This window comes from uncultured Parabacteroides sp., assembly GCF_905196875.1.
Lineage (GTDB): Bacteria > Bacteroidota > Bacteroidia > Bacteroidales > Tannerellaceae > Parabacteroides.
Genome location: NZ_CAJJWO010000002.1, coordinates 83542 through 109646, shown reverse-complemented (window position 1 = coordinate 109646; position 26105 = coordinate 83542). Strand labels below are relative to the sequence as shown.

General features: G+C 45.0%; 18 protein-coding genes. All 18 read right to left on the bottom strand.

Annotation, left to right across the window (positions count from 1 at the left end):
- Nucleotides 1-37: 37 nt before the first annotated feature.
- Nucleotides 38-1468, bottom strand: a complete 1431-nt coding sequence (locus QZ076_RS01305; RefSeq protein WP_293709582.1) for a carbon starvation protein A — start codon at nucleotides 1466-1468, stop codon at nucleotides 38-40.
- 148 nt (nucleotides 1469-1616) lie between these two features.
- A complete protein-coding gene (locus tag QZ076_RS01300; protein WP_293709580.1) occupies nucleotides 1617-2069 on the bottom strand; it encodes a GatB/YqeY domain-containing protein in 453 nt (150 codons plus the stop codon).
- A 20-nt stretch (nucleotides 2070-2089) separates the two neighbouring features.
- Entirely contained in the window at nucleotides 2090-3454 is a 1365-nt protein-coding gene (ftsZ, locus tag QZ076_RS01295; protein WP_288205800.1) for a cell division protein FtsZ, read from the bottom strand.
- A gap of 28 nt (nucleotides 3455-3482) precedes the next feature.
- Nucleotides 3483-4826: a cell division protein FtsA gene (gene ftsA / locus QZ076_RS01290; RefSeq protein ID WP_293709578.1), complete on the bottom strand. Its 1344-nt coding sequence runs from the start codon at nucleotides 4824-4826 to the stop codon at nucleotides 3483-3485.
- Between the two features lie 5 nt (nucleotides 4827-4831).
- On the bottom strand, nucleotides 4832-5560 hold the full coding sequence (locus QZ076_RS01285; RefSeq protein ID WP_293709576.1) for a cell division protein FtsQ: 729 nt from the start codon (nucleotides 5558-5560) through the stop codon (nucleotides 4832-4834).
- A complete protein-coding gene (gene murC / locus QZ076_RS01280) occupies nucleotides 5557-6942 on the bottom strand; it encodes a UDP-N-acetylmuramate--L-alanine ligase (protein WP_293709574.1) in 1386 nt (461 codons plus the stop codon). Before murC ends, QZ076_RS01285 begins: the two co-directional genes overlap by 4 nt.
- Before the next feature lies 1 nt (nucleotide 6943).
- Nucleotides 6944-8053 carry an undecaprenyldiphospho-muramoylpentapeptide beta-N-acetylglucosaminyltransferase gene (murG, locus tag QZ076_RS01275; protein WP_293709572.1) on the bottom strand — a complete coding sequence of 370 codons (1110 nt, stop codon included), beginning with the start codon at nucleotides 8051-8053 and terminating at the stop codon, nucleotides 6944-6946.
- A gap of 3 nt (nucleotides 8054-8056) precedes the next feature.
- Entirely contained in the window at nucleotides 8057-9352 is a 1296-nt protein-coding gene (locus QZ076_RS01270; RefSeq protein WP_293709571.1) for an FtsW/RodA/SpoVE family cell cycle protein, read from the bottom strand.
- An 11-nt stretch (nucleotides 9353-9363) separates the two neighbouring features.
- Nucleotides 9364-10698 carry a UDP-N-acetylmuramoyl-L-alanine--D-glutamate ligase gene (murD, locus tag QZ076_RS01265; protein ID WP_293709569.1) on the bottom strand — a complete coding sequence of 445 codons (1335 nt, stop codon included), beginning with the start codon at nucleotides 10696-10698 and terminating at the stop codon, nucleotides 9364-9366.
- Nucleotides 10699-10821: 123 nt separating this feature from the next.
- Nucleotides 10822-12081, bottom strand: coding sequence for a phospho-N-acetylmuramoyl-pentapeptide-transferase (gene mraY, locus QZ076_RS01260; protein ID WP_293709567.1), 1260 nt, complete (start codon nucleotides 12079-12081; stop codon nucleotides 10822-10824).
- A 6-nt stretch (nucleotides 12082-12087) separates the two neighbouring features.
- Complete coding sequence (locus QZ076_RS01255; protein ID WP_293709565.1) at nucleotides 12088-13569, bottom strand: UDP-N-acetylmuramoyl-L-alanyl-D-glutamate--2,6-diaminopimelate ligase; 1482 nt, start codon at nucleotides 13567-13569, stop codon at nucleotides 12088-12090.
- 1 nt (nucleotide 13570) lies between these two features.
- Entirely contained in the window at nucleotides 13571-15739 is a 2169-nt protein-coding gene (locus QZ076_RS01250; RefSeq protein ID WP_293709564.1) for a penicillin-binding protein, read from the bottom strand.
- A 2-nt stretch (nucleotides 15740-15741) separates the two neighbouring features.
- The gene (locus QZ076_RS01245) at nucleotides 15742-16095 is read right to left on the bottom strand and encodes an FtsL-like putative cell division protein (protein ID WP_293709718.1); all 354 of its coding nucleotides are present in this window, start codon (nucleotides 16093-16095) and stop codon (nucleotides 15742-15744) included.
- A gap of 87 nt (nucleotides 16096-16182) precedes the next feature.
- Nucleotides 16183-17100: a 16S rRNA (cytosine(1402)-N(4))-methyltransferase RsmH gene (rsmH, locus tag QZ076_RS01240; protein WP_293709563.1), complete on the bottom strand. Its 918-nt coding sequence runs from the start codon at nucleotides 17098-17100 to the stop codon at nucleotides 16183-16185.
- A 437-nt stretch (nucleotides 17101-17537) separates the two neighbouring features.
- Nucleotides 17538-19541, bottom strand: a complete 2004-nt coding sequence (locus tag QZ076_RS01235) for a hypothetical protein (RefSeq protein WP_293709562.1) — start codon at nucleotides 19539-19541, stop codon at nucleotides 17538-17540.
- Nucleotides 19542-19608: 67 nt separating this feature from the next.
- Entirely contained in the window at nucleotides 19609-21120 is a 1512-nt protein-coding gene (locus tag QZ076_RS01230) for a hypothetical protein (RefSeq protein ID WP_293709561.1), read from the bottom strand.
- A gap of 92 nt (nucleotides 21121-21212) precedes the next feature.
- The gene (locus QZ076_RS01225) at nucleotides 21213-22877 is read right to left on the bottom strand and encodes a RagB/SusD family nutrient uptake outer membrane protein (protein WP_293709560.1); all 1665 of its coding nucleotides are present in this window, start codon (nucleotides 22875-22877) and stop codon (nucleotides 21213-21215) included.
- Nucleotides 22878-22895: 18 nt separating this feature from the next.
- Complete coding sequence (locus QZ076_RS01220) at nucleotides 22896-26090, bottom strand: TonB-dependent receptor (RefSeq protein WP_293709559.1); 3195 nt, start codon at nucleotides 26088-26090, stop codon at nucleotides 22896-22898.
- Nucleotides 26091-26105 lie beyond the last annotated feature (15 nt).

Below are 26105 nucleotides of genomic sequence, written 5' to 3'. Positions count from 1 at the left end.
GCAATGCCTTTTTTGTTACGACACAAACACGCTGTAATTATTTGTCGACAATCTCCATCTTATCATTCTTGCTCTTCCAAAAAAGAAATGCGGCCAGTGTCGCTACTGTTATGACGCAGCCGATTATCTGTGAAACCGTAACGTTCATGCCTAATCCTTCAGGGGCGACAAAAATATAAGTGGAGCAGACGGCTGTCATAAACAGGGCAGGGATGAGGGTTACGATATACAGCTTCTTCGAACGGGCAAGAAAGACCGTTAATGCCCAAAGGGTAAAGACTGCCAATGTCTGGTTTGTCCAGGCAAAATAACGCCAGATCATATCGAAACCATCCTTATCTTTTAAACTGTAAAGTAAGATCCCGATCGCTACGATAAACAGAGGGATACAAATCACAAGACGGCTTATTATGCTTTTCTGTTCCTTATGGAGAAAATCTGCTATGATCAAACGAGCCGAACGGAATGCAGTATCCCCCGAAGTAATCGGAGCAGCAATAACACCTAATACGGCTAATACTCCACCGACCGCCCCCAGCCACTCTTTAGTGATACTGTCTACAATCACGGCTGCATTACTTTCGCCCATACCATTATTATGATAGAAGTAAGTAGCAGCGGCAGCCCAGATCAAAGCCACGATACCTTCTGTGATCATCGCTCCGAAGAAGACAGGACGTCCATATTTTTCATTCTTGATACAACGGGCCATCAGCGGACTTTGAGTAGCATGGAAACCGGAAATGGCTCCACAGGCAATACTCACAAACATAATCGGGAAGATAGGAAGATTTTCCGGATGCGTATTCGTCAGACCATCTGTCAGCTCCGGCAGTGGCGGATGGTTCACGAACAACATCACAAGAATACCTACTGCCATAAAAAGCAGGGCGGCAGCAAACAATGGATATATCTTACCTATGATCTTATCGACCGGCAACAAAGTGGCCAGGATATAATAAATAAACACCACAAATATCCAGAAAGTGGCATCGAGGTATTCCGGAGTCAACTTTGCCAACAACCCGGCTGGACCGGCAACAAAGACAGCTCCGACAAGGACCATCAGGATAACGGTAAACCCACGCATGAACTGCTTGAAATTGTTCCCGAGATAACGCCCGATAATTTCAGGCAGACTCTCGCCATGATGGCGCAGGGAAAGCATTCCGGCCAGATAATCGTGAACAGCCCCGGCAAAGATCGTGCCCAATACGATCCACAGGAAAGAAGCCACACCAAACTTGGCTCCCATTATGGCACCGAATACCGGACCGAGACCGGCAATGTTCAGGAACTGAATCATAAAGACTTTCCAGGAAGACATCGGAATATAATCTACTCCATCCTGATGAGTGAAAGCTGGAGTTTTACGGGAAGGGTCGACCCCGAAGATACGTTCTATAAAAGAGCCGTAGATGAAATAGCCTGCAATAAGGACTGCAAGACAACAGATAAAGGTTATCATCGTTTAAAGTTATTAGAATTCGGTCTAGCTCAAAAGAATGAGTCTAAATGAAAGCTTGCAATACAAGCATTTTCATATATCAGATAGTGACTGGTTATAACTTATCCCCTCTTGAAAGGAGATAAGTTATTTTCAAAACTATATTATATTAGCTATTCAGCAGACGTTTCACCGCTTCTGAAATAGCACGTCCTTCCGCTTTTCCTGCAAGGGCCTTGGAGGCTGTTCCCATTACCTTACCCATATCCTGAGGACCGGTAGCACCTACCTGGGCGATAATAGCTTTCAATGCTGCTTCTAGTTCTTCGGCAGTCATCTGCTTCGGCAGATAAGTTTCCAGCACTTTTACCTGTGCAAGTTCACCTTCTGCCAAGTCTGCACGACCTTGCTGGGTGTAAATTTCAGCAGAGTCCTTTCCTTGTTTTACCAGCTTCTGGATAATTTTGGTGGCATCGGCATCCGTCAAAGTATCATTGGCTCCCGGAGCAGTCTTTGCTTCGAGGAAGAATTTCTTCACATTTCTCAATGTTTCGAGGGCAACTTTATCTTTTGCCTTCATTGCGTTTTTAATGTCTTCGCTGACTTTTTCAAACAAATCCATATCTTATTTCTTATTTAAAATTATCGGAAACTTATCACCTGCTTGCCTCCCGTATCCGGTTTCTTTCCTTCGGAGCGAGAAGCAGAAGTATTTACTGCTGTCGATGATACCGGAATTTCTTCACCACCGACCTTCGAACGGGCACGAGCTATAACTTTCGGATCACGGTTATAAGTAGGATTATCCTCGATCAAGGCAATCAAAGCATCATCGTCCAGTTCATCCTGTGTCAATACAACAGCTTTGGCACGGGCTGCAACACGGCGCATACGCTGACCGGAAGCTCCGTAATATTTGTCGATCAGGTCTTTTTCGGCACGTTCCTTGTTCAAGCGTTCCTCTTCCAGACGAAGTTCTTCCTCGGTCATACGTCCCTGTTCAATCTGACGTTTTTCGGCAATCTGAGGAATGTCTTCCATACCGAAACCGGTTGCCAGGATCGTCATCTTCACTTTCGAACCGAGCGTGCTGTCGATAGCCGTACCCCAGATCACTTCGATATCGCGTCCGAAGCGTGACATGAAATCATGAACATCGTTCATTTCCTCCATACGCAGTTCGGCTTCCTCACCGAACGAAACGTTGAATAATATCTTTTTGGCATTGAACACATCGTTATTGTTCAACAGCGGAGAGTTCAGTGCATCTTCGATTGCCTGGCGTACACGTCCTTCACCTTCACCGAAACCGTTACTCATCAAGGCAACACCACCATCTTTCATCGTGGTATTGACATCGGCAAAGTCGAGGTTGATTATACCCGGGAGGGTGATGATCTCGGCAATGCTCTTAGCAGCAATGGTAAGGGTATCATCGGCTTTTCCAAAAGCATTCGTCATGGTCAGGTCGGAATAGATCTCACGCAAACGTTCGTTGTTGATAACCAGCAGTGCATCCACGTTCTTGCTGATATCTTCAACACCGTTCAGGGCCTGAATGATTTTGCGTTCGCCTTCGAATACAAATGGAATAGTAACGATACCGACAGTCAGGATACCCATATCCTTGGCAAAGCGGGCAATTACCGGAGCTGCTCCTGTACCTGTACCACCACCCATTCCGGCAGTGATAAAAACCATTTTAGTACCGTCGCTAAGCATCTTACGGATATCTTCCATACTTTCTTCGGCAGCCATCATGGCACGTTCGGGTTTGTTGCCGGCTCCCAATCCCTGGGTGATGTTACGTCCCAACGGTACTTTTACGGGCACGTCGGAACGGTTCAACGCCTGATTATCGGTGTTACACAAAACGAATGTAACATCATGTATACCTTCCTTGTACATGTGGGTAACAGCGTTACCTCCACCGCCTCCTACACCAATTACTTTGATGATTTTAGGAGTATCTGTCGGATAATTGAAATTTAATATTGTATCGTCCATTGTCTTCCGGTTTTATTACATTCGCTGATTACTTTGTATCGTCTTCGTCATCAAACAATCCCTTGCCAAACGTGTCTATGCTTTTGGTCAGGCGTCCGAACAGGCCAGGGCCTTTCTTCTTCTCGGGTTTCTTCTTCGGAGGTTCAGGGGCAGCTTTCACTTCTTCCTTCACCTCTACCTCCGGTTCCTCCACCTTCACTTCCACCTTAGGCGGTATATAAAGGGCACAATTTTCAGTTCCTTTTGCCAACAGGCCGACAGCCACGGCATATTCGGGATTGTTGGCTATCATTTCCCCACTCTCAACGATACCTTTGCGAACGGCCGAGTAGCGAACATCCATATTCAACCGTTCGCGGATCACTTCCGGAAGGTTCTTCAGGGCAGCGCCTCCGCCTGTTATTACGATACCAGCTCCCAGGCCATTCATCAGACCGGTAGCTTCAAGACGGGCATATACGTTTTCCAGAATTTCTTTCATACGGGCTTCAACCACATTATTGAGGTCGGCCAATTTGATCTCACGAAGTCCCATTCCATCGGCAGAACTTACCTGGATACTCAAATCGTTATCTTTCTCCATCTGTGCACTACCGTAGGTCAGTTTCACCCGTTCGGCTTCCGTTTCCACCAGATGCAGGCTGGTAATGTCGCGGGTGATCAGATGACCTCCGAAAGGAATGACCGAGAGGTTGACTAACTGTCCGGCTTTATAAACCGTGAGTGTGGTTACTCCGGCACCGAAACCGATCAAAGCACATCCTAAGTCCTTCTCGTTGTCAGTCAGCACCACATCAGCCAAAGCCAGGGGAGAGACAACGATATCGGCTATTTCTATCTTAGCACGGTCGGCAATACTGTTGAGCACATAACGTTTCAACGAAGGCCGTCCTACAATCAGCTTGTAGCGAGCTTCAATCCGGGTACAGGGAATACCTACCGGGTTGGGTTCGGGTTTGTCATCTAAAAAATAGGTAGGCGAAACCGCAGCCAGCACATCCAGCATATCCGGGTGATAATTGCGGCATTCTTCGTAGAGACCGTCAATAATCTCTTCGGTCACTACGCCGTCGGTACCCAGAATACGTGGAACCGTATGGTCGATAGAGCGCAGCGACTGACCACCGATGCCGACATATACTTTCCCGACCTTCGCGCCGTTCAGTTTATTTTCAAGCTTCAGTATAAGACGCTTTATCTTATTCGCCGTTTCTTCCACATTATATACACATCCTCTTCGTATACAGGTAGCGGAGTTTTCAACTTCGTAGGCAATAATCGAGAGTGCCCCGGTCGGGCCCTTCGTTCCTACCATACCGACCATGTGAGAAGAGCCAAGGTCGATGGCTGCTATAAAGTCTGTGTATGCCATATCATCTATCTTTTAGTACAAACAATCTGATCTCTGTATTTTAAATTAATAATACTGTATTTCTCCCATCCGACTTTCGGAACGACCTCGTCGTAGAAGAGCCGCAAGTTATCCAGCTTTTCTTCGAAGTTGTCGAAAGAACCCAGTACGATCCGGTGGTTACCCACCCGGGGAATCAGTTCCACTTCGTTGTCAGGATGAACATAAATCTGCTCTATCTGACTATTCCAGAACTCATTCTCCTGCAAAAATAATGCAAATTTGTATAAGTCGGTTACCGCCAGCTCTTTTTCGACGTATCCACTTACCAAAGGGACGTCAGTTACATACCGATGACTGACCGGCATCGTGCTTCCGAGGTTATCCACATAGAAGTTTCCCCTTGAACTGATCACACGTAAAATAGGTATCTTCTGCTCCACTTCGAGTTTGACTATTCCCGACGGCGTTTTATACGCTTCGATACGGGCAATCATCTCGTTCTTCTTCAGTTCATTCTCTATCTTATCCGTATTGATCGCGTCCATAGGCTTTTTGATCGGGTTAAGATCCGCCTTTTTGAGGATCGACACCAGGTCGCTCTCACTCACGAAATGTTTATCGAGGCTGTCTTTCACCACGACCTGAAGGTCATGACATTCCTTATCCTGCCTCATATCCCGGAAGAAGAAGGTGACAAACACGATGTAACAAGACAACAGTGTCGCTACTATTATGGATACTATACGAATCACAATTTCTTATCCAATATTTGTTTAACCGGCTCGATCAACCGGTCGATATCGCCGGCGCCAACCATCAATACTACTTCAAACGTATCCGCTTCCTTTTCCACCAGACCGAGCAATTCTCCTTTACGGATCAGCTTTTTGGCCGGAGTAGTCACTGCGTCAAATATAATCTCCGAAGTCACTCCCGGTATCGGTTCCTCGCGTGCCGGATAAATATCCAGCAGGATCAATTCATCCAACAGCGACAGGCTGGTAGCAAAATCAGGCGCAAAGTCACGTGTACGGGTGTACAGGTGAGGTTGGAAAATACCTGTCACCTTACGTCCGGCATACAGCTCCTTAACAGATTGGATACTGGCTTTCAGTTCGGCTGGATGATGAGCGTAATCGTCTATCAAGACGATATTTCCCTTTTTCAAATGAAAGTCGAAACGACGTTTCGGGCCTGCAAACGAAGCCATGCCTTTCTTTATTTCTTCGGGTGTCACCCCGTTCAGCCATGCCAGGGCAATAGCAGCAACACCATTCTCGATATTTACTTTAACGGGTACTCCCAGTTGGATATCTGATATCCGAATATCGGAGCCCACAAAATCGAAGAAGATCTCACCGTTTCCGATACGGATATTTTCCGCATGAAAATCTCCTCCTTCAGAAGCCGAATAGGTATATAACTTCACTCCTTCTTTCAGGCGAGGCGTTACAGCAATACCTTTCCGCATGATCAGGCAACCGTCGGGACGGATCAGCGAAGTGAAATGCTCGAAACTTTCACGATACGCTTCAGCTGTGCCATAGATATCCAGATGATCGGGATCAGCAGCGGTGATAACAGCCATATAAGGAGTGAGCCAATGGAAAGAGCGATCGAACTCGTCGGCCTCGATCACGGTCAAATCGCTTTTGTCCGAAAGCATCAGGTTACTATCGTAATTCTTCAGGATGCCGCCCAGAAACGCATTACAATCCACATGCGATTGTTTCAGCAGATGGGCTACCATCGAAGAGGTAGTTGTCTTTCCATGCGTTCCGGCAACACAAAGGCCCCGTGAGCAGTTGGTGATCTCACCCAGGACACGGGCCCGCTTCATCACCTCAAATCCGTTCTGACGAAAATACGTCAACTCGGTATGCGACTCAGGAACAGCCGGCGTATAAACAACTAACGTCTGAGCAGGATCTTTAAAAGCATCCGGAATCAGGGATACATTATCTTCATAATGAATAACGGCACCTTCACGGTTAAGCTGCGCAGTCAGGTCAGACGGAGTTTTATCATATCCTCCCACCTGTTTCCCTTTCGACAGGAAATAGCGGATCAAGGCACTCATTCCTATACCACCCGCTCCGACAAAATAGACAGCCGTTATCGTATTTATATTCATATTATTGCTTTTTCTCTACTATCTTAACTATTTCATCTACTATCTGATCTGCACTGTGATGATGGGCCAGCTTTTCGATATTACGGCTCATCCCGGCCAGTCGTTCGTCGTCATGAACAACCTCGAGCGCCTTGGCGACCAACTGTTGTTCAGCCTCTCTATCTGCAACCATTATCGCAGCGTCTTTGTTTACCAGTGCCAGTGCATTCTTGGTCTGATGGTCTTCCGCTACATTCGGGGAAGGAACTAGGATAACCGGTTTCTTCAACAAGCAAAGTTCGGAAATCGAACTGGCTCCCGCACGGGAGATGACAAGATCGGCCGCCGCATAGGCATAATCCATCCGCGTAATAAAGTCGGAACACCAGACAGGCATACCGCGATAAGCCTTCAGGTGCTTGGTCGCTTCGCTATAATAATAGCGTCCGGTCTGCCAGATTACCTGCACATCGGAGGCGAACAGTTTATCCAGATCACCCTGAATGCTACGATTGATCGTCCGGGCTCCCAGGCTACCGCCGACCACCAGGATCGTCTTCTTTTCGGAAGAAAGGCCGAAGAATGCCAATGCTTCTTCTTTCCTGTTAGTCGCCTCTTCCAGGTCTTGACGCACCGGATTACCGGTAATCACGATCCTGTCTGCCGGGAAAAACTTTTCCATACCGTCATAAGCGACACAGATCTTCGATGCTTTTTTCGCCAACAGTTTGTTGGTAACTCCAGCATACGAATTCTGCTCTTGTATCAGGGTCGGAATACCTTGTGAAGCAGCCATCCATAAAGTCGGGCCGCTGGCATAACCTCCAACACCCACGGCAATATCCGGACGGAAATCACAAATTGTCTTCTTCGCCAATCGGAGACTCTTACGCAAGCGATTGAGCACTTTTATATTATTAAATAGGTGAGCACGGTCGAAACCACTCACCGGTAAACCTACTATCTGATAGCCGGCGGCCGGAACTTTTTCCATTTCCATCCGGTCTTCCGCACCTACAAATAAGATTTCCGCATCAGGAAAACGTTTCCTGACGGTGTTGGCTATAGAGATGGCCGGGAAAATGTGTCCCCCAGTTCCGCCGCCACTTATTATTATCCGGTACTGTTTCATTTTTTATTTTGTTTCTGTTGCAAACTGTTCTTCCGTTTCGGGTTGCGTATCGGGTACCCAGTTTGATATTTCTTCTTCTGTAATCGCGGGAGCTGCACCAGCGCCTTCGGTTTCATCTTCCGGATCTTCATCTTCCTCATTACCCATATTGGCACCGAAACGGCTCACGCTCAGGATAATTCCGAAATAGATACAAGAGATCACCGTCGAGGTTCCTCCACGGCTGACCAACGGCATCGGCTGACCGGTTACCGGAATCAGATTGACAGCCACCGCCATATTGGCCAATGCCTGCACCACAACCAGTAATCCGCATCCCAGCACGAGGTATTTCGGGAAAGCCTTATCGCATTTCCGGGCAATCATCCCGACGCGTACCAACAACATGATATACAACATCAGGACAAACACACCACCCACAACTCCCAGTTCTTCAATAATGATCGCATAAATAAAGTCGGAATAGGCCTGCGGAAGAAAATCCCTCTGCTGCCCATGACCCGGCAATTGTCCGAACAGTCCCCCGCGTGCAATAGCGATCTTCGCATGGGAAACCTGGTAATTATCATCGGTTATTTTATAAACTCCATTCGCATCCACATCCGACTCATGAGGCTCGAAAAAACGTTCCAGACGTCCCTGCCAGGTACTGAAACGGTCAGGCAGATACTGAGTCACCCCGGTGGGGGTGAAACGCAGCAGGACGATAAACACGATCAACCCCAAAATCAGGACACCCGCCAGTTTTCCGAGCTTCTTCAGCGGCAACTGCCCGATAAACATCATCAGGAAACAAACGCCGAACAGCATAAAAGCAGTCGAGAAGTTCTCGGGAAGGATCAGGATACATGTCATACCCACCCCGATCAATATATACTTAAATATCTGGTCGTCCGTAAACTTACTCCGCTTACTGAGCAGGAAGGCAATAAACACCACCGAGGCCAGTTTGGCAAACTCCGAAGGCTGGAACTGTATACCGAATATCTCCAGCCAACGATGTGCATCATTCGCATTGATCCCTACGAATGGCGTGGCGATCAGCATTAATACCGAAACAGGCAATAACAGTATAAACACCGGAAAGAACCGGCACGGGACATTGTGCAACAGCAAAACAAGCACAAACCCGCCCAGCAGGAAAGTGGCATGACGAACGATCGGTGCCCAATGATTCGCGTTCTTGTAGGCGATCGTACTCGTAGCACTAAACACCTCAACAACCGAAATCAGGCACAGGAACATAAAGATGATCCATATCACCCGGTCGCCCTTAAATAATTTACTTGCCAGATCCATTCTAATTCATTTTACAAGTTACGTACGCAAGCCTTGAACTGGTCGCCGCGGTCTTCGTAACTCTTGAAGAGATCGAAGCTAGCGCAGCAGGGCGATAACAATACGGTGTCTCCCTTTTCTGCCAGTTTATAAGCCTTGCTTACCGCTTCTTCCATCGAGCGGGCATCTTCAATCTGCTCCACCTTTCCGTCGAAGAAAGTATGCAGTTTGTTATTGTCGACACCCAGGAAAATCAAGGCACGTACTTTTTGTTTTACAAGTTCTTCTATCTCAGAGTAGTCATTCCCCTTGTCCGTTCCGCCCAGTATCAGTACCAATTTGGTCGTCATACTTTGCAAGGCATACCAGCAAGAGTTTACATTCGTCGCTTTCGAGTCGTTGATATAATCTACTCCGCGTACACGGGCCACTTTCTCCAGGCGGTGTTCCACTCCGGTAAAGTCACTCAATGAAGCCCGTATATTTTCATCGTGGATATCGACCACCTTCGATGCGATGCCCGATGCCAGCGAATTGTACAGGTTATGTGTACCCGTTAATGCTAATAAGTCCTGATCCATTGTAAATGTTCCGTTTGAGGTTTCAATTACTATTTGCTTATTATCCGTATATCCCTTCACGCCGTCTTCATGCGTTTCGGCGAATGGGTAAAGAGTTGCCGCAGGATGGCGTTTGGCGATCTCGCGGGCTATGATCGGGTCGTTGTTCCAGAAGATGAACGCATCTTCCGACGTTTGGTTCTGAATTATGCGAAACTTGGCGTTCACATAATTCTGCATCTCGTAGTTATAACGATCCAGATGATCGGGCGTTATATTCAGCAAGATAGCTATATCCGCTTTGAAGTCGTACATGTTGTCCAACTGAAAACTGCTCAGTTCGATCACGTAGACCGCGTGCGGGTCTTCGGCAACCTGCAATGCCAGGCTGTTCCCTACGTTTCCGGCCAGGCCGACATCCACTCCGGCTTCTTTCAGGATGTGGTATGTAAGCATGGTAGTCGTTGTCTTACCATTACTTCCGGTGATACAGATCATTTTCGAGTCGGTGTATCGTCCGGCAAATTCTATTTCGGAGATGATATGCGTCCCCTGCGCTTTCAGTTTCTGGATCATCGGAGCCTTGTCGGGTATTCCGGGGCTTTTGATGACCTCGTCGGCATTCAGAATGTCGGCTTCGGTATGCTGTCCTTCTTCCCAACGGATTCCGTGGGCGTCGAGCATATCCTTATACTTGGGTTTGATAGACGAAAAGTCGGAAACGAACACGTCAAATCCTTTTGCCTTCGCCAACACGGCTGCACCTGCGCCGCTTTCTCCTCCCCCTAATACAACAATCCTCTTCATTATTAATAATTATCTAATTTGCCAATATGCCAATGTGCCAATAAAACACTCTCTATTCTAAATTATTCAATTCTTTAATTGGCAAATTTAGCGCAGCGCCATATTGCCACATTACCACATTATTTATCTCATCTTCAATGTGACGATCGTTATAACCGCCAGAATAATACCGATCAACCAGAAGCGCACTACGATCTTCGATTCAGGCACCACGTTGAACGGTTTTTGCAGCAACGCTTGTATTCCTGCATTTCCTGCTTTCTGGAAATGATGGTGCAATGGCGTCATCTTAAATATACGACGACCTTCGCCATACTTCTTTTTTGTATATTTGAAGTAGGCTACCTGCGCCATAACCGAAATACTTTCAGCGAGAAAAATACCACAAAGAATTGGTATTAGCAACTCTTTACGTATAATTATAGCAAATACAGCGATTATACCGCCCAGTGTCAGACTTCCCGTATCACCCATAAATACCTGCGCAGGGTATGAGTTATACCAAAGGAAACCTACTGTCGCGCCGATAAAGGCGGAGGCAAACACCACCAACTCTTCCGCTCCGGGAATAAACATAATATTCAGGAAGGAAGCGAACTCGAAGTGGGCGGACATATAAGCCAAAATACCTAACGCAACCCCTATGATAGCAGAAGTTCCGGCAGCCAGGCCATCCAGTCCGTCAGTCAGGTTTGCCCCGTTCGAAACGGCTGTCACCACAAATATGGTCATTAAAACAAAGACCAGCCACGCCGCTTCTTCTTTATAATCGCCTGCCCAGCTAACCAGTTGGGCATAATCGAAATTGTTATTCTTCATGAACGGGATGGTCGTTTTGGTAGACTTCGTTTCTACCGTATGATAGTGAACTTCTTCGATCACATTATCATGCCGTACCTCCATATTCTCCTTAATCACGACATCCGGACTCATGAACAAGACTAAACCGACAATCAGCCCCAGACCAACCTGTCCGATGATTTTAAATTTACCATGCATCCCTTCTTTATTCTTACGGAACACCTTGATATAGTCGTCGGCAAAACCAAGTGCACCTAGCCAAACGGTGGTGACCATCATCAGGATCACATAAATATTATTCAGCTTAGCACAAAGTAAAGTCGGGATCAGGATGGCAATGATGATAATGATACCTCCCATTGTCGGTGTACCTTTCTTACTCATCTGCCCTTCCAGTCCGAGGTTACGTACCGTCTCGCCGATCTGCAACATCTGCAAACGGTCGATAATACGGCGGCCGATAGCTGTCGAGATAAACAGGGAAAGGATCAGTGCCAATCCGGAACGGAATGATACGTATTTAAACATCCCCGCTCCAGGTAAGTCGAATTGATCCAGATAATTAAAAAGATAATAAAGCATGTCGTTTTATTGTTGTTGTGTTGCAAATATTTCCCGTAACTTCTCACGGTCGTCAAAATGATGTTTCACGCCCTTCACATCCTGATAATCTTCATGGCCTTTACCGGCCACAAGGATCACATCGCCTTTCTTAGCCAGCATAGTGGCTGTCTTGATAGCCTGTGTACGATCGGTAATACAAAGCGTACGTTCCATATCCGAATGACTTAGCCCGGCCACCATATCCTGAATAATCTCGTCCGGTTCTTCAAAACGGGGATTATCGGAAGTCAGGATCACCTGGTCGCTCAGCTTCGCCGCCTCTTTTGCCATCAACGGGCGTTTCCCCTTATCACGGTTTCCGCCGGCACCGACAACAGTGATGATCCGGCCTCTTCCATCGAGCACTTCTCCAATACCGTTCAGCACGTTTGTCAAAGCATCCGGCGTATGGGCGTAATCGACAATGGCCGTATATCCCAACGGCGACTGTATTGTTTCGAAACGGCCGGATACCGAATGCAGCGTGCTCAATACGATCAGCGTTTCTTCCGGATCTTTCCCCAGTGAAACAGCCGCACCGTAAACAGCCAACAGGTTGTAGGCATTGAAACGTCCCACAAAATGAACGACTACTTCACGACCGTTAATGATCATTTCTGTTCCCTCAAAATGCGACTCCAGTATCTTTCCTTTGAAATCAGCCAGGGTACGGAGTGAATAGGTCAGCTTCTTTGCCGCTGTATTCTGGAGCATGACCAGACCTGATTTATCATCGGCATTGGTCAGTGCAAAAGCATCCGCAGGCAGATCATCAAAGAATTTCTTCTTTGCTTTCAGGTAGTTCTCTACCGTTTTATGATAATCCAGATGGTCGCGCGTCAGGTTGGTAAAGATACCACCGTCGAACGACAAGCCGCTGATACGTTTCTGATCGATTGAATGGGAACTGACTTCCATAAAGGCATACTCACATCCGGCTTCCACCATTTGTGCCATCAGGCTATGGAGGGTGATCGGGTCTGGCGTCGTATGCTCCGTCGGGATCGCTTCGCCGTCGATATAATTACATACGGTGGAGATCAGGCCAACTTTATGTCCCATCTTACGGAACATTTCATACAATAAGGTTGCGATGGTTGTCTTCCCATTCGTCCCGGTAACGCCGACCAGCGTCAGCTTGTCCGAAGGATTGTCATACCAGGCCGATACCAGTTTGCCTAAAGCGTCCGCCGAATCTTTCACCCGGATGAAAACAACTTTTCTCCCGGAAGAAATTTCCTTTCCTTCCGAAAGGGATGGGATTTCCTCGCAGACGATCGCAACAGCACCTTTTGCTATGGCACCGTCAATATAGGCATGTCCATCGACTGCCGTACCTCTTACCGCTACGAACATAAAGCCATCTTCCACCTTGCGGGAATCAGACTGGATGCCTGTAATCTTTACATGATCCGCTCCGACTGTTTCCAGTACATCCAACGTATGAATCAAATTCTTCAGTTCCATATTATTTTAATGTTAATCTTATGGTTTGTCCTTTGGCAATCCGTGTGCCTGCTCCCATCGACTGGGCCGAAACCCGGCCCATGCCATCCAGAGCGACACGCAAACCGGCACTCTCGAGTAGGTAAACCGCATCTTTGGCTCCCATACCGATCACACTCGGCACTAATCCTTCACGGATCGTCAAATCACGCAGATGGAGTTCTTCGTCTCCTTCTTCACGTTTGGTGACTACCCATTTTGTTTCCAGACTGTCTGTATTCGCATCTATGTCCAGTTTTCCCAGTACATTTTCAAGCGCTTCCAAGTTTCCGTTCTTCGCCGCCGGCATTAATACGGCTAATGAGTCGCGCTCCATATCCCGCACATCGAACGACATGTGGCTGGCATATACTTTTTCTGCAATTGCCTTCACTACGCCTCCCGACATCGTACCACCGGACGGATAACCGATACGCGGACGGCGGATCACTACGATACAGGAATACTTCGGTTCGTCGGCCGGAAAATAGCCGCAGAAAGCCACCTGGTGTCCGCTCGTACGATAAACACCGCCTGTTGCAATCTGTGCCGTACCCGTTTTACCGGCTATACGGATGATATCCGAATGAACGGCTTTACCTGTACCCTGCTCGACCACGCCCAACAACATTTCCTTAATGATATCAAGCGTTTTATCCGAACAAATGGATGACTTCAACACCTCTGTCGAGAAGCTTTGCACCGTTTTCCCATTGTGCATGATCTCTTTCGTAAACATCGGGCGAACCATCTTTCCACCATTCGCGATGGCGTTGAAAAAGGTCAGCGTATAGATCGGCGGGATCTGTGTTTCATATCCGAAGGACATCCAGGGTAACGTAGTCTTCGACCAATATAAAGTCGTGTCATTCGGCATACGTATCTTGGCACGTCCGGCTCCCGGGATCTCCAGGTTCAACGGAATAGTCAGTCCCAGTTTATAAAGTCCTTCCACATATTTGGTCGGGTTCTTTTCGTATCCTTTCAGAATGATCTTGGCAACTCCGATATTAGATGAATACCAGATAGCCTGTTCCGCAGAGATACGTCCGTAACCACCCTTATTCATATTATGGTCAGTCATACGGGCACCTTTATACATATATACACCTTTACCTACGTCCACAGTATCACTGGGTTGACAGATACCATCTTCGAGAGCGACCATCATAGAGGCTACCTTAAAGGTCGAACCCGGTTCTATCTCATCGGCAACTGCATGGTTCTTGGTTTCGGCATAAGCCCCTTCGCGGATACGTCCCATGTTGGTAATGGCTTTTATCTCGCCCGTCGATACTTCCATAACAACGGCAGTACCTGACTCAGCATCGATCCTCTTCAACATATCTACCAGAGACTTCTCTGTGATATCCTGGATATTGATATCGATCGTCGTACGGATATCCATTCCGTCCACAGGTTCGACCTCTACCACATTGGTCCAGCCTCCACCCACACGGCGGACAGAACTTAATCCAGCTTCACCGCGAAGCAACGAGTCGTATTGCAACTCCAATCCGTTCTTTCCTTTCGTTACACCACCTGCTTCTATTTCACCGTAAATATCTCCGATCGTACGGGAAGCAAGCGTTCCGAAAGGTTTCTGGCGTTGCACCATTTCTTTTGTATAAAACCCGCTCTTATACCGGCTCAAACGCAGGAACGGGTATTTCCGCATTTCCTTCAGGTCTGTATAAGAAGCACGGCCTTCGTACACCGGATACTGGCGGCTTTTGCTTTTCAGTCCGCGAAGCAGGTGTGCCTTATACCCGGCCGGAGTACGGTTCTTGAACTTACGAGATAAATAAACCGAAAGTGAATCCACTCCGTTTATCTTCGAATTCAGGAAGGTATCGACCGAAAGACCGTCGGCACGGAAGTCGATATAGGTATAATAGCGAGGCACACTGGTGGCCATCAACTTTCCATCGGAAGAGTAAATATTTCCGCGTCCAGGTAATATCAGACGGTTCGGGCGTTTCTGGCTTTCGGCCACTTTCTCCCATTTTTCCTTTTCCACGAAAGCTGTATCAAACGTCCGCAGGAGTATGCCTACTGCGATAAGCCCCAATAATAACACAACGAGAAAGTAACAGAATAATATCCGGTTACTTTTCGGTGCAGCTTCATTTGGTTCGATTTCTTCAGCCATACTTATTTATGTAATTCATACGGCGGAGTTTTGGCTCCTTCCAGTTCAATACCTTGTTCTTCAATCAATAATTCTATTTGCGACTGACGGCTATTGCCTGTCAGCTCCGAAGAAATAGACAATGCTTCAAAGCGCACGTCACGCAAGCGTTGTTGCAGACGGTCTATCTCACGCAGTTTTTGCATACAGGTGTAACGGTTCCCGATAAAGAAGAATATCATTATCACAACAAGCACGATCATCCGTGTGTGTTTAACGATAAAATCCTCATTCAGGATACCACCGCCCAGCACATACAAAAGAGAAAGACGTTTCTCTTTTTTCTTTGACTTTTTACGTTGTTGTTTTTCCTCCACCATAACGCTTTGCTAATTAATAATTAATAACGAGAGAGACGCGAAGCCCATTATTCATTATTAATTATTCATTTTTCATTGTTCCGTTCATTTCTTCTCCGCTATTCTCAGTTTGGCACTTCTTGAACGGGGATTTCTTTCAATCTCCTCGTCGGAAGGCACGATTACTTTATTGTTTACCATACGAAATGGCGTTTGCACATTTCCGAAAAAGTCCTGTTCGCTCTTTCCTTCAAAGTTCCCTGTTTTCAGGAAATTCTTTACCAGCCTGTCTTCCAACGAGTGGTAAGTGATTACCACCAAACGTCCGTCGGGTTTTAACACCTGCAGGGTTTGTTGCAGCATTTCTTTCAATGCACGCATTTCATCGTTCACCTCGATACGAAGTGCCTGAAATGCCTGTGCCAGAAACTTCTTCTCTTTGTCCTTTCCGGTGAAGGGTTTAACCAACTCCAGGAAGTCACCGATCGTTTCTATCTTTTTATTCTCACGTGTCCGGACGATCAGTGAGGCCAGTTTACGTGCGACCTTCAGTTCGCCGTACAGGTAGAATACATCTGCCAGTGCCTCTTCGGTATAGGTATTCAGTATATCGGCTGCCGTCTGTCCCGCACGGGTATTCATCCGCATATCCAGTGCTCCGTCGAAACGAAAGGAGAAACCACGGTCTTTGTCGTCGAAGTGATGGGAAGAGACTCCCAGGTCGGCCAACAGACCGTCTACCTCTCCCGCAACGCCGTGATAACGCATAAAATTATACAAATACCGGAAATTACTCCTGACAAACACAAAACGGGGATCGGCAGGGATATTATGTTCTGCATCGGCATCCTGATCGAATCCATAAAGTTCTCCTTCGTTACCGAGCTGTTTCAGTATCTCGCGCGAATGTCCTCCTCCACCGAAGGTCACATCGACATAAGCCCCCCCTTGTTGAATATTCAGACCTTTCAGGCTTTCTTCGAGCATTACCGGTACGTGATAGCAGCTATTTTTCTCTTCCATTCTTGTGTTCCACGTTAAACTTTCCCTTAAACAAAAGCAACCTACTTCGTTGGCAACGGGCACGTTACTCTATTTCCGGGTAAAATTAAACATTTATCAAATTACCTTCCAAGAAATATAGAAGAAAAGTACAAAAAAGTTATCAACAGGTAATTATCTTACTTTTCTCTTGATAGAAAAGTAAGCAAAAGATCAAGGCTGCACCGGCTTCGCTGAGGCCTTTCTAAAAACGCTGCGCGTTTTGTTGAGGAGGGTGGAAAGGATGTTGGATGCTTTTTATGCTGGTCGGTGAAAAGTATCATATATTATGATACTGTATTCTCACAATATATGACATTTCATTCTCATAATATGTGATACTCTATTCTCGTAATATACGAAACTATACTCACCAGCCAGGTATTTTCTTTTAGCTGCCTGGCTGATGAATTAGTAGATCAGGGGAGTTTGACGGAGATTACTTCTCCTTCCTTGAATGTTTTGTGAAGGAGGGTTTTACCTCCGGCTTTGACTGCTACTGATTGCTTTCCGTTTTCACGGGTTACTTCGATATCGAATGTAGAGTTGAATGCTTTTATGTTACGCAGGTTCATCTGGTTCCACTCTGCCGGTAAGCGGGGAGTGAAGGTGAAGGATTTCAATCCGGTCGGACGGATACCGAATATTCCTTCTGTGATGATACGGCAATACAATCCGCTCTCCGCCGAAAGGTGACGCTGGCTTCCTTCCGGCCAGGCTTCGATGGCGTATGGAACATGGTCGCCGAGAAGACGTTGACTGGAATAGAATTTCAGGTATTCGGTAGCTTTCTCCGTTTCGCCACAGGCATATACGCCACGCAGGGCATAGAGGGTGGAACGATCCCAGAAGGTTTCACTGCCGGCTTGGGTCAACAGCCCGTTCTTTGTCCATAAGCGGGGTGAGAATAGGGCGTCGATCGTTCCGTCTTTACGTTCGTTGATGCCGACTGTCAGCGGGATACAGATCCAGGAACGAAGGATGTCGTTACCTTCGTAATATTGATAGGTGTCGAAACCTTCGACTTCTGCACCGAAATACTCTTCCATATTCTTACGAAGGTCTTTCGCTTGTTTCTCATAGTCAGCCAATACGGAGAACGGCTTTTTCAGGTCTTTACCCAGATAAGAAGCTGAACGCAATGCGTCATAATATAAGGAAGAGGTGCAGAGGTTGGCTTTTCCGGCGGGAAAGCGACCTTCCAGTTCGTCGGCATCGGAAGCCACAACGCCTTTGTCGTTCAGATTACGACGGCAGTATTCCAGACACCATTCGATCAGTGGCCACAATTCTTCGGCTTCCGCCTTATCTCCTCTTGCCAGGGCATAACGAGCAGCCCCGTAAGCGACCATTGCTGCATCGCCTCGATCACCGGCTCCGCCCCAGACATCCAGTCCTTCTGCAACAATAGAACTGGGGATCTTTTCATATTCCGGGTTCATGAAACGGGCGAAATGCTTGAATGAATTCAGAGCTGAACCGTTTCCGACTTCGTATCCCAGGTAAGGGAAAAACGGATTGATATATTCTGCCTGGTCGTTAGCCCAGATAGCTGCGTAATAGGACTCGCCGCCCGGACCATGCATCAGTCCGCCTTTGGTATCGTAGATACTTTCCGCTCCACGTATCTTGGCAAAGGCAAACATCGTATTTACAACGGGATCGGATGTTTCCAGTATCAGGTTATTCCAAAAGCCGGCGATCAGGTCTTTCCGTGCCTGAAGCTCTTTCTCTACATCTGGCTTCAATTCCACCTCATCTTCTTTATAGCCAGTAAGGGCAGCATAAAAGACCAACTCTTCTCTGGGTTGAAGCTGCTTGGTTGTGGCTCCGATGATTTCCGATACTAATTTATAACTGCCATCCACGCCTTTTGCCGGATCTGTATGGCTCACGGCATGCAACTCGGGGATCTCCACAGCCAAAGGCGATGTGCCTGTATTCCGAAGGATATACTTTTCATAAACAGCCGGGCTGGAGACTGCCGGGAAGATGACACGTGTCAGTTCTGCTTTCACATTACGCGGCAGTTCGACAGTACTTACCACGGTCATTTTTCCATCCAGTGTGATCTTACTTACTTTCTCACCGGAAAGGGATTGTCCGTTTACAGAAACCATATCGGATGCATTCCATGCAAAACGTCGCATCAGGCTGGCATGGGTATCATTCGGGATCGTCCGAAGCATTGGCCAGATCATGCTTTTATTCAAAGCGAAAGAGCCGTCGGCATTCACGCCGTAACGAAGTACAGTCGATACTTTCAACCCGCTCATCTCAATATGGTCGTAATGAGGAATACGGTCTTTCACTTCCCACGAGATACTTCCGTCGGGGTTAATCGACCAGCGGTTTTGAGCGGTTAACATTCCTGTACAAACAAAGTTCAGACAGAAAAGTGTAATAAAAAGAATTTTCTTCATGATATTTGATTTACATGTGGCTATTGAATAAATATTAGTTCAACAAATATACTAATTTGCATGTAAACTACTTGACTGACACAGTTTTTTTCTCTCCAGGTTCTATTGTCAACTGACAAACGGAGTATTTGACTCCCATTATATCAACACTTCCACAAGCCTGCTTTTTCCCATTCACATGTACATAATCATAAGAACCGGCAAAACAAGCATCCCAGATCAAGGTTTTATCTCCCTGCACATAATACAAAGATGAAAGACTCTGTTCTTCATGTGAAACTTCTACCAGAGAATTGCCCATCTTTATATTCTTCACACTCAATGTATTTACTTCCTGTGGTAAATGAGATGCAGTCGATATATAATTACGAGAAGCCTCAACCGATACGCCTGCCAGATTCTCTACTATATTTGCGATCAGGACATAAGAAACCTCCGGATAATTCCCATTTTTTCCCGTAAGACTGCTTGCGGCATGTTCCTGATCAATAGTAGACAATATATGCTTCATCCATTTCCAACCCTGTTCATTCCTGTTATACAAAAAGAATACCTCCGGCACATAAGATATAGCCTCTATGTTATCAGGAATATCTTCTTTCGAGTCCAGACGCATACTGATGAAATCAAGATATTTTCCGGTTCTTTCTGAAAAAGGATCCGTAATGCCTTTCATTGGCATAAACCATGAGTTTTCTTTCCCCCAACCTGCAACCGGCTTATCTTTTGAAACATATCCCCGATTATACAAGTCAGTACCTTCAACTCCCCATTTCGTATTAAAATAACTCTTTAAATCTTCCGCTTTTTTTAAATACTCATCAGCTAGCTTAGTCATACCACGCAATTTAGCCATTTCGGCATAGGCTACAAAAGCACTGTATTGACAAGCAATTCCATCACCTGCCTCAATCAACGGAACATCCCGTTGCTCATTGAACGTTGCTGAGCCTTTAAAGATATTTCCTTCGCCAGTACCTTCAGCGATCCCGTTCGGTATTTTACCATCATGCAAAGCGATAAAGTCTGTTACAACTCTGGTATAATAATTCCATAACGTTTCATCTTCCAGATATCGTTTATCACCGGTCCAACAATATAATTTATAGGCTTTTTCTACCAATTCGAATGTGGCAGGAACCTCCCTCACAAAATCATTGTCATTTTTATAGTCCAACAAATAAGGCGATCCGTCAAAGTTTATGGCCCATAAAGGATACCATTTTCTGGAAGCATTCGCCGAAGCAGCAAAGGCTTTCATCATTGTAAAATTTTCTTCTTCCAGTCCTAACAGGTGTGCACCCGCTATTTGATGGCAAAAATCACGCGAATAAAAAGCAGTACGTAAAGGATAACCAGCCCAGTAAGCAGGTATGTAGTCGACTATTTCCGATTCATCATTCACATCCGAAATATTAACCGGTCCCTTTTTACCTGTTACAACGAAGGAACGGGCTTTTTCTTTGGCCCATTCAAATCCTTTTTCCAGATCCCGACAGGAGGATGTCACACTGATATCCTGCGCTGAAATATTAACAGCGAACAATAATAAGCTTATGGCATATATTACTTTTTTCATACAATTTCATTTTTATACTATTCTGTAAAATAACAAAGGATACATCTTCATTTGAAAGAAACATGTATCCTTTGTTCGACTACATTCTTACATTAATTATAGTAAGGATTCTGTTCCAAAAGAGGATTTTTCTGAATTTCACTACGTGGAATAGGCATCAGATAATGTTGCGGCAGGAATTTCCGTTCCTGGACATCTACAAACGAATATGTTTTCTTTCCGGTTGCCAGATCTTTTACAATATGGACTCTTCTCTCCACTTTATTCTCTGTCTGTTCTGCTATTTTCCAACGGCGAACATCATAATAGCGATGTTCCTCAAAAGCCAATTCAATCTTACGCTCGTGCTGGATTTTCTTTAATAACTCATCTCCGGATGCAGTGATATCAGGCAACACGTCTTTTCCTTCACGTGCCCTTTCCCTTATCAGGTTAACATATTTACGGGCAGTAGCTTCGTCTCCCAGATGAAACATCGCTTCTGCATAATTCAGATAAATTTCTCCTAAACGGGAAAAGATAAAAGGTTGTGTACCTTTATCCACCCATGCAGCAGTAAGGGCCTCGTTCATGAATTTCCGGATCGTATATCGTGTCTTAGAAGTGTTCCATCCCTCCGGGCCGTATTCTGTATCAACACCATTTACACCTTCCGGATCACTTGTTGTCCAGAATTCAATTTCACGTCCCCGGAATTCTTGTCCATCACAGAGAATTGAATGATAGAAACGAGGCTCACGCCCTTTCCACGGCTCGTCTGTTTTATACAAATCAGGAGTCGGCATCGAACCGTCTTCCATTTCATAAGAATCGACCATATCTTGCAAAGGGCATGTTGCACTCCATCCTGTAAAACCATTCGGAGAGTTTTCCCAGTCAAAACGATGACCATACTCAGAACTATACAAACGCATGAATATAATCTCCTTACTTTTGCTTGTCAGGAACAAGTCTTTATAACTGGGATCCAGTTCATAAGCTAACGAACCGCTGTTATCGGTCAAGTCGATAACAGCTTTTGCAGCATCTGCTGCAGCTTTCCATTTCTGAGTATCACCGGAAGAATTCCATTGTGGACTAGCTGCATACAATAGCATTCTTGATTTCAATGCCAATGCAGCACCTTTAGTAGCACGTCCGAAATTTTTATCTTCCTGTTTAACAGGCAATAAAGAAGCAGCTTTATCAAGTTCTGTTACAATAAAAGAGATACAGTCTTCATAACTGTCACGAGTCACCATCATATCATCGTTAATACCAAATGTTTTTGTGATAATAGGTACTCCACCGTATCTGTTCACCAGTTCAGCATAAAGATAAGCTCTCAAAAATGTCACCTCTCCTGTCAAGCGGTTAACCAATTCTTCCTGATTCTGCAATAATCCGATATTCTCAAAGAAGATATTACAATCTTTTATCCCTGTAAAATATTCTTTCCACACATTATAACTTCCAACCTGATCAGGTGTTACCTCTCCCTGGTTATAGCTCCAGGCACTAGCCCAGTTAAAGTTACTCATAGATTCATCGCAAATAAAACGTGTAGAAGCCTGATATTTCAATCCCACCGTACTCTCAGGTCCAAAATAATCCCGCAAACCCATATAACGTTCATTGACATAAGCTTCAGTCAGAGAGGGATCTGAAAACACAGCTTCTCCTGTAAATGAATCCAGAGGTTCTACATCCAGAAAATCCGAACATGAGATACAACATGCACTAAAAAGAAATATTGACAATTTTGCTATTTTATTCATAACAATAGATTTAAACAATTAGAAACTAAGACTTAACCCAACATTGTAAACACGTTGTTGAGGATAATACATTCCGGCAGCGTTTGTACCCTCCGGGTCCAACACTTTAATTTTATCGATTGAAAACAGATTAAATCCACTTACAAAGACACGTAAATCTCTGATGTTAATCTTTTCCAACCAGGAAGAAGGTACATTATAAGCCAACTCAACATTTTTCAAACGCAGGAATGCAGCATTTTTCAACCAGAAATCCGAATCTCTATTATTGATCTGATCTTGTGTATTAAAGGCTCTCGGATAAAGAGAATTCGGAGTTTCTTCAGCTGAGATCCAACGATTATCAAAATATTCGACATCACGGTTATAACCGAACGGACGAATCATTTGCTTTGCCCGTCCCTGGCCCGTCCAAAGAATATTCAATTCAAATCCATTCCATTTAGCTCCCATATTAATACCATATACAATTTCCGGTATAGCACTTTCATGGATACGTACCATGTCATTCGCCGTAATCTCACCATCATCGTCTACATCTACATATTTAATATCGCCAGGTTGCGCATTCATTAAATGGGGAGAATCATCTACCTCTTTCTGTGTCTGATAAATACCATCCGTTTTATATACCAGCCATGAATCAATAGCATATCCGGTTCTTCTCTGCCAATCAGGTATATCGTTCGCCTCATCAAAGAATTTAATTTTATTACGGGCAAATGTCAGATTACCGCCAATATAATAATCGACCTTATTTACTTTATTCCTATAAATCAAACTCGTTTCAAATCCTTGATTCCCTACTTCTCCAATATTCTGATCAGGTAAAGTCAACCCCGTGTAATCAGGAACAGAAGCCTGTTTAGGAGTCAGAATATCTTTACGATTCGAATTGAAGTATTCAAAATCAAAACCAATAAGACCATTTAAGAATTGAGACTCAAATCCTATATTCTTTGTGTCGACCTTTTCCCATGTAATCAGCGGATTACTCAAACGCCCAATAGTAAAACCTTTATTCAATACCGGATCTGTTCCGAAATGGGCACCATTGGTAAGATTGAAGGTACTCAAATATTGGAACGGATCTACCCGGTCATTACCTAATTTACCCCACGATGCACGAATCTTCAGTTCGTTGACAAAAGGAAGACTTTTCTTAAAGAATTCTTCTTCAGAAATACGCCATCCTACTGATAAGCCGGGGAAAACGCCCCATCTTTCAGAACTTGCAAAATTTTGAGATCCATCATAACGCAAAGTGAATTCTGCCATATAACGGTCTTTATAGCCATAACTCAAACGTCCGAAATAATTCTGACGAGCAGAAATCGACCCTTTTCCATCATTACTTTTTTCAATATCGCTCCCGGCAAATAAATAATCCACACTACTCGACAGGAAGTCCCTGCGATAGGCAGAGAACCAGTCACCGGTTGTTTTACTCTGCTCATAGGCAATAAACGCATTTACACTATGCTCTTCAAAACGTTTTTCATAACCTAACTTAATATGGAATGTTGTGATCCGGCTTTCATCACTTTTCTGAGTAAGATCGATAAAGTTATTCTTATTTCCTGTTGCCACTTTATCATATTCTTTAGTGGTCGGATTATAACGATACGCATCCCACGTATCATTCAGCAGTTTTTCTCTTCTAAACTGAGTATCAAATGCTCCATAGCCAGACAGATACAATCCGTCAAGAACCCAGGGCATTTTCAGATCAAAGGAAACCTTAGTATTCATATAATTATCTTTGATCTTATTATAACCCGTTACTCCTGTAGCCAGTAACGCCAAATTTTTCCCTTTTGAAATACCAGGACCCGGCAAACCATTCGGATAGAAATCCGGTAGATAAGGGTAAATCATATAAGCCTCATAAAAGAAATCAGATGAAGAGATATTTGACTGATTCCTGTTTTCCTGACGAGTTGACAATTCTAAAGAAACAGTAAAATCTTTTGTTATTTTAGCATCCAGATTCGAACGAACCTGTAATGTATTAAAATCCATATTCGTGTTCTTAAAACCGGGCTCCTGATAGAGATATCCTCCTGAAATATAATACTTAACCCGGTCGTTACCACCTCTTACAGAAAGAGAATGCTGCGTCTGAGGTGCAAAATTCCGGAAAGTTGCATCAAACCAGTCTGTATCTGCATACTGAAGCGGATCAATCGTTCCATCCAGATAACCTCCCTTAATATTTGCCCAAATCTGATCGCGTCCCATATATTTGTTCGCTTCGTCATCATATACCATATACTGATAAGCATTCATCAGATGAGGGGTACGTGTATTCTGAGAAACGGAAAAATTACCATCATAAGCAATCACCGGCTTCGAATCAGTACCTCTTTTGGTGGTAACAAGAATTACACCGTTGGCTGCTTGCGCACCATAAATAGAAGCGGAAGCATCTTTCAACACGGAGATAGATTCTATATCATTCGGATTCAAGCGGTCGATACCTCCACGATTTGCAACACCATCTATCACATATAGCGGGGAACTATTGCCTAATGTACCTTTTCCTCGTATATATATTTCAGACGCATCACTACCCGGTTCTCCGCTTCTGTTATTGGCAACAACCCCCGGTATACGTCCGGCTATGGAATTTGATAAGTTTGCTGCCGGTGATTGTTTTATGACCTCACCGGAAACCTGTGCTACAGATCCGGTCACTGTTGCTTTCTTCTGAGTTCCATAACCGACAACGATAACTTCATCTATCAGTTCTGTATTTTCAGCCAATCTGATTTCAAGGCTTTTCCTGTTGTTCACAGCCACTTCTTGATCAGCATATCCGATATAAGAAACTTTTAAGATTGCATTCGGCGAAAGATCCAATGTAAATGCACCGGATACATCTGTAATTGTTCCGTTTGTTGTACCTTTCTCTACAACATTAGCACCGATAACAGGTTCACCTTGTGAATCCAGCACAATTCCTGTTACTTTATTTACCTGTTGCACAGATTCATAAATTTCCTTTTTATTTAATACAATCTGCCGTCCACTTATCGAGTACGATATTCCGGCATTTTTAAATAGATTGTCCAATACCTCTACAATATTCTTATTTTTAACAGAGACATTGACTTCATGTTCCACATTAACCATTTTCTTATTATAAAGAAAACGGAATTCAGTTTCTTCTTCTATTTGATTCAGCACATCCTCAATTGAAGCATTTTTCATTTGAAGGCTCACAGA

What these genes read in the sequence shown, in the direction of transcription:
- QZ076_RS01305 (WP_293709582.1), bottom strand. Translation starts at nt 1,468, where the DNA reads ATGATAACCTTTATCTGTTGTCTTGCAGTCCTTATTGCAGGCTATTTC.
- QZ076_RS01300 (WP_293709580.1), bottom strand. Translation starts at nt 2,069, where the DNA reads ATGGATTTGTTTGAAAAAGTCAGCGAAGACATTAAAAACGCAATGAAG.
- ftsZ (WP_288205800.1), bottom strand. Translation starts at nt 3,454, where the DNA reads ATGGACGATACAATATTAAATTTCAATTATCCGACAGATACTCCTAAA.
- ftsA (WP_293709578.1), bottom strand. Translation starts at nt 4,826, where the DNA reads ATGGCATACACAGACTTTATAGCAGCCATCGACCTTGGCTCTTCTCAC.
- murC (WP_293709574.1), bottom strand. Translation starts at nt 6,942, where the DNA reads ATGAATATAAATACGATAACGGCTGTCTATTTTGTCGGAGCGGGTGGT.
- murG (WP_293709572.1), bottom strand. Translation starts at nt 8,053, where the DNA reads ATGAAACAGTACCGGATAATAATAAGTGGCGGCGGAACTGGGGGACAC.
- QZ076_RS01270 (WP_293709571.1), bottom strand. Translation starts at nt 9,352, where the DNA reads ATGGATCTGGCAAGTAAATTATTTAAGGGCGACCGGGTGATATGGATC.
- murD (WP_293709569.1), bottom strand. Translation starts at nt 10,698, where the DNA reads ATGAAGAGGATTGTTGTATTAGGGGGAGGAGAAAGCGGCGCAGGTGCA.
- mraY (WP_293709567.1), bottom strand. Translation starts at nt 12,081, where the DNA reads ATGCTTTATTATCTTTTTAATTATCTGGATCAATTCGACTTACCTGGA.
- QZ076_RS01255 (WP_293709565.1), bottom strand. Translation starts at nt 13,569, where the DNA reads ATGGAACTGAAGAATTTGATTCATACGTTGGATGTACTGGAAACAGTC.
- QZ076_RS01250 (WP_293709564.1), bottom strand. Translation starts at nt 15,739, where the DNA reads ATGGCTGAAGAAATCGAACCAAATGAAGCTGCACCGAAAAGTAACCGG.
- rsmH (WP_293709563.1), bottom strand. Translation starts at nt 17,100, where the DNA reads ATGGAAGAGAAAAATAGCTGCTATCACGTACCGGTAATGCTCGAAGAA.
- QZ076_RS01235 (WP_293709562.1), bottom strand. Translation starts at nt 19,541, where the DNA reads ATGAAGAAAATTCTTTTTATTACACTTTTCTGTCTGAACTTTGTTTGT.
- QZ076_RS01230 (WP_293709561.1), bottom strand. Translation starts at nt 21,120, where the DNA reads ATGAAAAAAGTAATATATGCCATAAGCTTATTATTGTTCGCTGTTAAT.
- QZ076_RS01225 (WP_293709560.1), bottom strand. Translation starts at nt 22,877, where the DNA reads ATGAATAAAATAGCAAAATTGTCAATATTTCTTTTTAGTGCATGTTGT.
- QZ076_RS01220 (WP_293709559.1), bottom strand. Translation starts at nt 26,090, where the DNA reads ATGAAAAATGCTTCAATTGAGGATGTGCTGAATCAAATAGAAGAAGAA.